This is a genomic window from Vibrio ouci (assembly GCF_004551525.1).
In the GTDB taxonomy this organism is placed as follows: domain Bacteria; phylum Pseudomonadota; class Gammaproteobacteria; order Enterobacterales; family Vibrionaceae; genus Vibrio; species Vibrio ouci.
On record NZ_SATR01000033.1, the window covers coordinates 40,414 to 51,494 of the forward strand.

Below are 11,081 nucleotides of genomic sequence, written 5' to 3' on the forward strand. Positions count from 1 at the left end.
GGAAGCACTTAGTATTCATATAAGATGAACTAGAGATTAGGAATTTAACTAGTAGACAATATTCATGTCTAGGAAAGAGTGACTTAGGTAGAATTTTAAGGCTTTGGCAATGAAAAAGTTACAAACTTCTCCGTTGTTCATTACTATCAAAAGCTTCTACGCATCTAGGGACACTTTAGACTGGCAGGAAAAGGGACATTTCTGCATTGCGTTGACACCTGCTAACGTTTTATCTTTCAAATACTGAGAACAATCAACCTGATCGCATTGCTCAGGTTCCATATATTCTTTAGCAAAACGTTCGAAGACACCCGAAGATAAAAACAGCTCAAATAGGTCTGGGTCTAGGTGACCATCTTTCACCATAAAGCTCATGATTTTAATGGATTCAGATAAGCTCTTGGCTTTTTTGTACGGGCGATCGGTACTGGTGAGTGCCTCAAATACATCCGCAATTGCGATGATTCGAGCTGTTAATGGCATCTCATCTCCCTTTAAACCCATCGGATAACCAGTTCCATTAATCTTTTCGTGGTGCCCACCAGCGATTTTAGCCACATCGTGCATATGTTTAGGAAACGGTAATGACTCCAAGATGTTTATTGTCTGGATAATGTGATCGTTAATAATGAACCTGTCTTCGTCTGCTAACGTTCCTCTGCGCGTGGATAAATTGTAGAGTTCACCTAGGTTGGCTTGGTATTCGGTTGCTTTCAATGTAAATCGTTTTTCATTGACCCGTGGAAAGTCCCAAGGGATTAGATGTTCAGGCAAGTCAGCCAACACCTGCTCCACTGCGGGCGTCGGTTGCTGGTCTAGGTACCTCTGTTGTTCTATCCAAGACGTACCTTTAGTTTTACATAAGGTTCTAGTCCATGTTTGCTTAGCGATACTGTCCAAACGACGAATATCAACATCACTCACAAACTCGCCCCCTAAATTAAGGTCAGCTATAAATTCAAAGTCATTATTTACTTGAGTATTATGCGCATCTAATTGCTCTAAGCTCTTATCCGGCAGTTCACCATAGTGCAGTTTAAATAACTCAATCTCTTTTTCGCGCTTCACAACCTCAAATCGCATACGTACTTCATGAATTCGGTTATAAATCGTTTCCAATTTAGTCGCTTTATCAACAATGTGCTCCGGAGTGGTTATTTTTCCACAATCATGGAGCCAACTTGCCATTTTCAGCTCTTCCCACTGTTTTTTCGAGAGACTGAAGTTTTTAAACACTTCTTGCTGAGAGTTTTCGGCTGCTTGTGTTAGCCACTCAGTAATGACAGGAACACGCTGACAGTGATTCCCTGTATATGGTGATTTCCTATCAAGAGAGCTTGCGAATACTTGGATAAATGAATCGAGTAGAGATTTCTGTGCAGCCATCATCTCGTGGCTTTCGATCGTAACGGATGTAAAACCGAGTAGAGTCTTTAGATAGTCCTCGTAAGAGTGATAACGTTCAAGTGCGTTGTCTCCTTCAAACAAAAGTCCAAACGAGCCAATCACACTTCCAGAACGATCCATGAGCGGGATACACACCACTTTGCCACTCCGGTTGCTATCCCAGGAAAGATTAAGTCGCTCTATATCCTCCGCCTCGAATATCATTATTTTCTTGGCGACAAATAGTTCTTCCATCAAAGTCTTTGCTTCACTGACTCGAAGTGAGCGCGCTGTTGCTTGATGCGATTCTAGGCCTTGATACCAAACGTACTTGGGTACCAACATTTCATTATCAGAGTCATACAGGTACAGAAATATTCCACTTGCCTCAACTGCTTTTGCGGTGTCACGGCACACTAAGCTCAGCACGTCATCTAGGTTCTCTTTGTTCGCGATATTGTTGGTCAAAGAAACAAATTGGCTAATGGTTGACTCTGTAGACACTTGGGCCTGATTGAGCTCTTCAATTTCACGTATATAGCTGTGTGGTAGCGTGTTTTCTGCATCAAATTTAAAGCTCTCGATATCTTTAGCTTTACGAGTTGCCCGTTTTATTGGCTTCGATATGTACATCGAGATGAAGTAAATAATCGGCAATATGAAGAGTAGAATCAGCAAAGATGTGTAGATGGTTTGCTGTTTTATTAAGAGGCCATTATCAAACAGGTCATCCGCTTTAGCTGCCATGAGCAAATGGAACTGTTGACCATAGGAAGGACGAAACATCACCACGTGCCCAAACCACCTTTCACCTTCAAAATCGAACACACCTAATTGTCCATCCCTTTTATTTCGCTCAACAGCGTAAGCGATAACTTTATTTGGTAACGAATCTACATTACTCGCTACCTGAGCTTGGGGGTGATTTCGATCTGAGCTATCACTTACCGCAAAGGCTCGCCCCTCTTCATTGTAAAGAACACGAAGAGATGACTCGTTAGTCAACGTATCCGTTAATGATCGTTGTAAATCTTCTAGTAACACTTCTGCAGTGATCACCACTCCTTGAGCATTTTTTCGATAAATAAAAACGCCCAGTGCTCCTGATGTAGGGTGTATTGAAGGCTTAGATATTAACGTAATCGTTTCTTGAGCATCACTGAAGTAACTGTGGGACTTATACAAAATAGCCTTACTCGAATCGAGTTCTGTGACGAGTTTTAAGTGCTCATCTACCCCTCTAATTCGAATCTTGCCTTTATGGTTGCGCGCAATAATAAATCTGATGCTGGGGTCTAAGTTAAAACGTTCAGCCATCACTTCATCTTTAACACGCGTGATAGACATCAGATCACCCGATGGATAGAAAAATGAATACGATGAGACGTGGCGAAATTCATTCAGTAACTGTGCAAGTTGAGGAATACTCTTCTCACGCACCTCAATTTCTGTTGAATTGACAGCGTAACTTTTAGTGAAAGCACCGATGGCAGTAAATGCAGTCCCATAATGTTCGTTAAGCTGGTGCTGCGTCTCTATGGCTATTCGATTAAACAGCTTAGCATTCGCTTCAAATATGACCTCTGACAGCGCTTTATTTGTTAGCCAAATTTGAATCCCTGAAGCTAATACAACAACTAGTATAATCACCGTTGTTAAATGTATATGAATTGGTAACACTGCCCGTGTGAAGTTCATTGATTCATTCCCTAAGCCTTTGCTGACTCAATAAAAATAACAACTTTTTATTAGGCTTTTTGAAAACAACAGAAATTCTCACATATGACTCATTGACTTAATTGATAGTTGTGAGGCATTCGAACATTTTGCTCAATAACAAGTGGGCTTGGAATTTCGGCTATTCCAAATTTACACCCTTAAGCGCTTATTATTCGTCTAAAGCAATAATTAAGGCTGTACCTATGTCATCCAACAATCATTTACCAACCCATCATCAAGGAACGGACAATAAGCTGACACGGATTGCTAAAACATTTTTATCTTACTTTCTTAAGCTGTCGTTAGCTCTAATCACTCTGGTTGGCGCTTCCGTACTGCTTTCTAAACTCGGTACTATTCACGGTAAAGACCTTCCGGAAGAGTATTTTTCGAATGGCTACCCAACCATTTTGAAACTTTTGGATTCAGAAGCATTCATGGGCTTCATCTTCTTTGTCACCGTCGCGATTCTCGTCTATGTCGTTTACTTAATGTGGCAACTGCATGAAGTCGCGGTACACCGCGCCGCTAAGATGTCGAGCGCTCATACTCAGATTATTTTTGCCCTGTCACTGTGTGGTTTGTTCATTGATAAAACATGGTGGGTTCTGGCTATTATTATCGCCTTCGCTCGTTGGGATGTACTAGCAGCAGAGGTATCAAACATCATTCGTAACGGCCGTAAGCCAGTCACTGAATCTAAGGAATAAATCATGAAAGAGATTATGCTCCCTTATGTGTTCATCTGCTGGTTGTTAGTAAAAACTGGCGTGATTCGTTGGACGTTAAAAAACGCCGTTGTGATCGTAGGTATCGGTGCCCTGTTAGCTTTTTCACTATTTACCGCTCACCGCTTCTGGTCACCGGCTGATCTTACTGATAGTACGACGGTCAAAGCGCCTCATGCAGTGCTTAGCCCGCTTGTCGGTCAGGAAGTTGAGCAAGTATTCGTTCAGCATAACCAAATACTCAAACAAGGCGATTTGATTTACACACTGCGCACAGAAGATACCGCATCTCAAATCGATGGCCTGAATGCGCAAAAAGATGCCGCTCATGCTGAGATTTTGGCGTTGACTCATCAAATTAATAACGACAAAAAACAACTTGATAGACTGACTAGACTTAATGATTTTGCTCAGGAATCTGCTCGTGATGATTTAAGAACGCGAATTGAATCTACCGAAGCAAAGATTGCGGCTGTGAATGCACAAATCTTAAGTGTTGAAGCTCAAATTGCCACAGCAACCTGGCAAAACGATCGCCGCGAAGTTCGTGCGCCATTTGATGGACAACTTTCGATTGCCAACATTGTTGAAGGCACACGTTTAGGTAACATGCACTTGTACGATACGAGGAAAAAGTTCGTTGAAATGCGCATTGCCGACCAAACTTACCGTAACATTGAAGTTGGCCAGTTTGCTGAGTTCTACGTGAATGCCTACCCGGGAGAGATCTTCCGTGGCCGCGTTCACAGCTTAACTGCAGGTACCGGTGAGGCTCGCGTATCTGTCATGAATGGTTCACAGCACGTACGCCAACATGTAGGAAACAACATGGGCAACCACGGACGTACTATCGTTATTGAGTTTGAAGAGCCTGAAGGATACAACGTCCCTATTGGCGCAACAGGTTCGGGCTGGGTGTCAGCGAAGAAGCCTCACGAGTCTCTTGGCTTTATGGACATCATTGGCGCGGCAACGGTTAGATTAAAAGCGTATAAATCTTATCTATCTGCGCTATAACGCGCTAACTAATAAAGCACCTTAGCCAAGGTGCTTTAGCCCATCTCTGTTTGATTTTCGCTGCGCGATATGGTCATCAACGATTGGGATGATCAAATCTGTTAGCCATTTCTGCTTCGCCGCTCCTCTTAACGATGCTTTATAGATTAACGCCACGTCGAGATTTAACGGGTAGAGTCTTTCATCATCGTAATAAGGCTCGTATCTTAGCGTAAAGCAATCATCCATAAGCTGGTTGATCAAATCGACACTATCAACAATGATTCCCGCTTGTAGGTCCGGTTTGAGCTGTTTATACAGATCGCTGTGCTCATTAATCCCGGAGATCAGAAACTTCACGTACTCCCCGCCTTGGTTGCCTTCAAAGTACCCTCCACCTGAGTGGATTTTCTTTTGATAAAAGCTTTGCGGCTTGTCGGTCAAAACATGCAAACCAAGGTCAACTTGGTCTTCAAGAATCAAACTTTCACTGTGCTCGCTCCATTGGCGCAATTCGATAAGAGCATCGGTTTCAGAACGAATCGCCTTAATTAGGTCTTTGCCAATTTCAACCAAATAAGGCTCTACAATATGCAGCGTGACTTTATCTAATTTTTTCGGGTTAAACTCTTCTGGCGCTAATGCCAAATCTAACTGCTCTAGAGCACTCTTAAGCTTAGGTTCTATCGACAGTGCGTAGTCCGTCGGCACTAATCCACTGCCATCACGGACAAACAAAGGATCCCCTAAATCTTCTCTCAGCTGAGCGAGCACCTTCGAAACATAAGATTGTGAACGCCCTAACTTTTGCGCCGCGCGTTGGGTTGAGTGGGTTTGCATTAAGGAAAGGAATACATGTAAAGCGTTTAAATCGTGCATCCGTAGCTGGCCTCGTATTGTTATCCATATAATCTAACGGATAAAAATGGTGAAACCAACTTAGGGCGAATTAAAATGAGGGTTGGATTAATCATTTCGAGAGCGCTAACGACAATAACCTATTCACTAGCCCTTCTTTGGTTCTGTCTTGGTAAATGAAGATCCATTTTTTCGCCTCAGTTGGGTTTGTTTGTATAAGCAGAGCCAAATCCAAACATTAAGAAAGTTTAATGTTTCATAAATACTCAGTGAATGGCCCACAGTAGATAATAAAACCTCCTAATATTTAAAGAGTTTTTCGGTTTACCCCCTAAACCGTTATGGCTCGCATTAGTCACGCGAGCCCTCTTTTTCCTCACCATCAAGACGAGCAAATCGGATATGATAGTAACGCGAGAATAAGGAGCGACTGTGAAACTGCTGATCATTGAAGACGACCAAACCACACGAGAATTTGTTGCTAAAGGGCTACAAGAACATGGCTACATTGTCGACCAAGCGGCTGACGGCAATGAAGGATTGATGATGGCACTCAGTGGCGAGTATGACCTAGTGATTCTCGATCGAATGCTGCCTTATCTCGACGGCATGAAAGTGCTCTCCGCCATCAAAGCAACTCAAGAGAGCCTGCCGGTACTGATTTTAAGTGCTATGGACAGCGTAGAGGATCGCGTTGACGGCCTCCAAGCTGGCAGTGACGACTACCTAATCAAACCCTTTGCGCTAGCAGAGCTGATCGCCCGTGTTGATATCATCATTAATCGCTCTCAACGCCAGTCTCGCCCGCAAACTTCACTAAGTTATGATTGCCTAGAAGTAGACCTGCGTGCTCATCGCGTCACCTGCAACAAAATCGAACTGCAGCTGCAACCGAAAGAGTTCCAACTAATTCAGCATTTCATTGAACATAGCGAGCAAGTCGTTTCTCGCATGCGCTTATTTGAGAGTATTTGGAGCTATCACTTTGACCCTAAGACCAATGTCATTGATGTCCACGTCGCCAATCTAAGACGTAAACTGGAAGATGCGGGCTGCCATGACCTGCTGCCTACGGTTCGAGGGGCTGGCTATGTCCTTCGTCGATGACTATACGCTTACTCGCTCTTCAGTATTTAAGACTTTAATTGGCCTTTTTGTCGTCATCACCATCATCAACATTATCGTGGTACGACAGGTCTACATTGACTCTGATAGCTTTCATCGCCAGCAACTGACTAAGCAGCTCAATGACGAGATCATGGAGTTCAGCTACCTCGCTCAGCAAAGTCGTGAAGAGGTAGAAAAGCTACTCAAAGCGAAGCAAACATCTAACACGCCTTTTTACTATCGATTAATTGAACCTATCGAGCCAAGTTACATCTCTCAGTACTATCCGATCAGTTCACTGCCGACCAAAACGACTAACATCGCAATTGGTGACAACGTTAAACTCGAGATTGGTGTAAACCCTCAAGTTGTTGAGGCCTACCGAAATGCCCTCGTACCGATAGTGCTATCGAGCATTGTATTGCCGATTGCGGTCATGCTTGTTGCGGCACTGTTCTTCACCGTTTTGATTTTGCGCCGATTGGAAAACGTCAACAGAGCCATGAACCGTGTCCTCTGCGGTGAACGCGACGTTAAACTCAAAGTGTCTGAGCAAGATGATGAGTTCGATATATTAGCCATCCACCTGAACTACATGATTGAGCAGATGACGAAAAATGAGGAGACGCTCAAATCCCTTACTGTTGGTATGGCCCATGATATGCGCACACCAATGGCGCGTTTGAAACTCAGATTAGAAGACGTATTGACCCACCAGCAATTAGACCCAGTCCAACAAGAGCAAATTTCCGCCTGTCATGACGAGCTCGAACTGATTTTATCCTTGTTCAATGGCATGTTAGAAATCGCTAAAATCAACAGTGGACAAATCAATCGCCAGATGGACGAGGTTAACCTAGGTAAAATTAGCCAAGATGCGACTGAGTTTATCTCTCCAATTGCCGAACAGAAAAACCTTCACATTACGTTTAGAGAAGACCAAACACTGAATGTAAAGGGCGATCCTTCGCTGCTGTTTCGCGCTGTGTTTAACCTAGTCGAGAACGCCGTCAAATACACACCCAATAACGGCGCTATCGAAGTGATTGTTGACCAGCTTGGCGTGGTGATTGCCGATAGCGGTATCGGGATTGAAGATGACGATAAGCCACATGTTTGCCGACCTATGTATCGAGCTGATAAAAGCCGCACTGAACATGGTAATGGCCTTGGACTTTCATTAGTTGACGCCGTTGTACACCAACACGGCGCAAGTCTGATTCTTAAAGATAATAAACCGGGGCTAAGAGTACGGATTCTATTTAACTGAACAGCACAATCCCTTATTATTTGTGATGTTATAGTTTAAAGTGGAAATTTCATCGCTTAGCGCTAAAACTTTAAGTACAAGGAGGTGATTATGCAAAAATTCAACAACATACTGTTCTTGAGTAAAGGCGTGATGGATAACAGTCAATCGCTCGATTTGTCGATTCGTTTGGCTTGGCGCAATAAAGCCAAATTGGCAGGCCTTGTTGTGTGCCCTCACCTTCCGGATGATATGCACGACTATAAGGAACATTACGAAAAGTCGTTACTAGAGTCGCTTGAAAGTCAGATCCAAAGTAGCCTATCTGACCATCACCTATCCAAAGAGGATATGCCGTTTCCTGTTACACTAACGTCGGCGCAAAAGCCCGACGTGCAAGCCATTCGCTATATTCGAGAGAACTATATTGACCTCGTTTTCAAAGATGCCGAGCAAAGCAAAACAAACGCAAAAGGCTTACGTGCCATCGACATGAGCTTACTGCGTAAATGCCCTTGCCCTGTTTGGCTTAATCGACCATCAGAAAAACCAAGCATCAAGCAAAGAGTCGCAGTTGCGGTCAACCCTAATGCAACGACAGACGAAGAACGCGCCCTATCCATTGACCTTCTCCAACTCAGCCGTTCAATTGCTGATAATTGCGATAGCCAACTGCATATCATCTCTTGTTGGGAGTATGTGCTAGAAAGCTATCTGAAAGATAATGTCTGGTTTAAAGCCTCTGACGAAGAACTAGAAAGTCACATCACTCAAGCTAAAAAGCAACATAAAGAAGCGTTACAAGCCTTAATTGATGCCTCAGGAATTAGGGGTGATATTACGCTGCACCGCCTTCACGGCACTCCAGATGATGAGATCCCAACTTGTGTCGATGAGATTAAGGTCGATGTGTTGGTGATGGGAACATTAGCTCGAACTGGGATTCAAGGCGTGATGATCGGAAATACCGCTGAGAACATCGTACAAAATGTCAGTTGTTCACTTGTGGCACTTAAATCCAAACAATTTCGCTCTCAGATTTAATAAGTAAACATACAAAAAGGCCGAGCACGTTGCTCGGCCTTAGTTTTTGACAACCTTTTTATGTCACGACGCTCGCTGCCACTGGCTCTGAACCTGACATCTGCTTCATTGCGTGCGCAATCTCTTCTGCTTCAGTACCGACAATAACTTGAAGATTGTTGTTACCCATCTTCACAACGCCTAGCGCGCCGATAGACTTTAACGTTTCTTCATTGACCACTGACGTATCTCTCAGGGTTAGACGTAAACGGGTGATGCACGAATCAATCGTTGTTAGGTTGGCGTGGCCACCTAAAGCTTTTAAATATTGCGCCGCTTTATCATGGCTAGTGACACCACTCTCTTGCTCTGCAACCACATCTTCACGACCCGGCGTTTTTAAGTCGAACTTCAAAATCGCAAAGCGGAACACGAAGTAGTAAATCGCACCAAAACAAATACCTTGAACAATCAACATGTAAGGTTTGTTGGCAAGCGGAAGATTAAACGACAATACAAAGTCGATGAGACCACCACTGAAGGTAAAGCCAGCTATCCACTGCATACTTGCTGCGATGTATAGCGATAGCGCAGCCAATAGTGCGTGAATAACGTAAAGCACTGGCGCTACAAACATAAACGCGAACTCAATTGGCTCTGTTACGCCCGTTAAGATTGCTGTTAATGCCGATGCACCTAGAATGCCGCCAACTTTCTTTTTGTTTTCAGGTTTAGCGCAGTGGTACATCGCCAAACATGCTGCAGGTAGACCGTAGCCCATGAATGGGAAGAAACCACCTTGGTAGATACCGGTTACACCTAACTCACCCGTGCCAGACCAGAACTTGCTGATGTCATTAATACCGACTAAATCGAAGATAAACACTTGGTTGAGCGCATGGTGCAAGCCGATTGGAATCAATAATCGGTTAAAGAAGCCATAAATACCTGCGCCCGTTGCACCCATTTCAGAAATGGCGATACCGAAGTTTACTAACGCGCCGTAGACCACCGGCCAAACATACACCATCACCAAACTAATAGAGATCGCCGCAAGAGAGGTAACAATAGGGACAAAGCGTCGACCACCAAAAAAGCCAAGTGCCGCAGGGAGTTTGATGGTATGGAAGCGGTTATATAAGGTTGCCGCGACAATACCCATCATAATACCGGTAAACGCACTCACCGCCGCCTTAGAGGCAACGACTTCCGATGAACTCATCTGCTCAACAGGTACCCCAGTAATTTGGGATATAACGTTCACATTGCCAACGATCATTTCTACGATCAGTAGGCCAAGTAAACCAGAGAGTGCCGCCGCACCGTTGTTATCTTTAGCTAATCCATAAGCGACACCGACCGCGAACAACCACGCTTGGTTGTCCATTATTCCTTTGCCACCATTAACTAAAATACTGGCAATGGCGTTGTTCGCGCCCCACCCGGCTGGGTCAATCGCGTAACCCAAACCAAGCATTAAACCACCCGCAGGTAGTACGGCTATCGGCACCATCAGTGCCTTACCGATTTTTTGTAAGTAGCCTAAAATGTTCACCTTTCATCCTCTTAGGTTAATTGTTATGACCCAAGAGTAACGAAAGGTGGATTAAGCCTCGGTTGAGGCAAGATTAAGGTTTGTTAATGTTTGGCTGGGGTTTACTCTGAGGCCTATGAATAAACCACCACTTTACGAAAGTACTACTTACATCTTTTACTCATTTTTAGGTTTTATCGATATAAATTATATACCCAACAAGTTGCACTAAATATATAATCCACACTTTAACTAAGGCTTCCGCTCTATCAGCCCTTTACTTCTTCAAATATCACTCGCATGACACTAATTGTAAACCTACGATTTCACGACGGCTTTGTTTCCTAAATCAGGGAACTAACTCATTAACCGACGATCTGATCAGCTAAGTTCACTCAAATACTTAGATCAATGGCCAAGCCTCGCTACAAAACAACTAACTGGAAGCAATATAACCAAGCTTTAATCAATCGTGGTTCAT

The 11,081-nt window shown here is 43.7% G+C and carries 8 protein-coding genes; 5 read left to right on the forward strand and 3 right to left on the reverse strand.

Annotated elements, in window-relative coordinates; genetic code table 11:
* Nucleotides 1-156: 156 nt before the first annotated feature.
* The gene (locus ELS82_RS18285) at nucleotides 157-3,084 is read right to left on the reverse strand and encodes an HD-GYP domain-containing protein (RefSeq protein ID WP_134836752.1); all 2,928 of its coding nucleotides are present in this window, start codon (nucleotides 3,082-3,084) and stop codon (nucleotides 157-159) included.
* Nucleotides 3,085-3,308: 224 nt separating this feature from the next.
* Between ELS82_RS18285 and ELS82_RS18290 the strand changes: the two genes are divergently transcribed.
* Entirely contained in the window at nucleotides 3,309-3,815 is a 507-nt protein-coding gene (locus tag ELS82_RS18290) for a magnesium transporter (protein WP_134836753.1), read from the forward strand.
* 3 nt (nucleotides 3,816-3,818) lie between these two features.
* Nucleotides 3,819-4,850 carry an HlyD family secretion protein gene (locus tag ELS82_RS18295; RefSeq protein ID WP_134836754.1) on the forward strand — a complete coding sequence of 344 codons (1,032 nt, stop codon included), beginning with the start codon at nucleotides 3,819-3,821 and terminating at the stop codon, nucleotides 4,848-4,850.
* Between the two features lie 21 nt (nucleotides 4,851-4,871).
* On the opposite strand, the gene ELS82_RS18300 is transcribed toward ELS82_RS18295, so the two are convergent.
* Entirely contained in the window at nucleotides 4,872-5,708 is an 837-nt protein-coding gene (locus tag ELS82_RS18300) for a LysR family transcriptional regulator (RefSeq protein WP_134836755.1), read from the reverse strand.
* Nucleotides 5,709-6,119: 411 nt separating this feature from the next.
* Between ELS82_RS18300 and ELS82_RS18305 the strand changes: the two genes are divergently transcribed.
* From ELS82_RS18305 to ELS82_RS18315, 3 genes are all read left to right on the forward strand, one after another.
* Nucleotides 6,120-6,794: a response regulator transcription factor gene (locus tag ELS82_RS18305; protein ID WP_134836756.1), complete on the forward strand. Its 675-nt coding sequence runs from the start codon at nucleotides 6,120-6,122 to the stop codon at nucleotides 6,792-6,794.
* Nucleotides 6,778-8,064, forward strand: coding sequence for a sensor histidine kinase (locus ELS82_RS18310; RefSeq protein ID WP_134836757.1), 1,287 nt, complete (start codon nucleotides 6,778-6,780; stop codon nucleotides 8,062-8,064). Before ELS82_RS18305 ends, ELS82_RS18310 begins: the two co-directional genes overlap by 17 nt.
* A gap of 90 nt (nucleotides 8,065-8,154) precedes the next feature.
* Nucleotides 8,155-9,087, forward strand: a complete 933-nt coding sequence (locus ELS82_RS18315) for a universal stress protein (RefSeq protein WP_134836758.1) — start codon at nucleotides 8,155-8,157, stop codon at nucleotides 9,085-9,087.
* A gap of 58 nt (nucleotides 9,088-9,145) precedes the next feature.
* Here ELS82_RS18315 and nagE read toward each other — a convergent pair whose 3' ends face one another.
* Nucleotides 9,146-10,621: an N-acetylglucosamine-specific PTS transporter subunit IIBC gene (gene nagE, locus ELS82_RS18320; protein WP_134836759.1), complete on the reverse strand. Its 1,476-nt coding sequence runs from the start codon at nucleotides 10,619-10,621 to the stop codon at nucleotides 9,146-9,148.
* Between the last annotated feature and the right edge of the window lie 460 nt (nucleotides 10,622-11,081).

Coding starts and splice junctions, on each gene's coding strand:
- ELS82_RS18285 (WP_134836752.1), bottom strand. CDS start 3,084: ATGAACTTCACACGGGCAGTGTTACCAATTCATATACATTTAACAACG.
- ELS82_RS18290 (WP_134836753.1), top strand. CDS start 3,309: ATGTCATCCAACAATCATTTACCAACCCATCATCAAGGAACGGACAAT.
- ELS82_RS18295 (WP_134836754.1), top strand. CDS start 3,819: ATGAAAGAGATTATGCTCCCTTATGTGTTCATCTGCTGGTTGTTAGTA.
- ELS82_RS18300 (WP_134836755.1), bottom strand. CDS start 5,708: ATGCACGATTTAAACGCTTTACATGTATTCCTTTCCTTAATGCAAACC.
- ELS82_RS18310 (WP_134836757.1), top strand. CDS start 6,778: ATGTCCTTCGTCGATGACTATACGCTTACTCGCTCTTCAGTATTTAAG.
- ELS82_RS18315 (WP_134836758.1), top strand. CDS start 8,155: ATGCAAAAATTCAACAACATACTGTTCTTGAGTAAAGGCGTGATGGAT.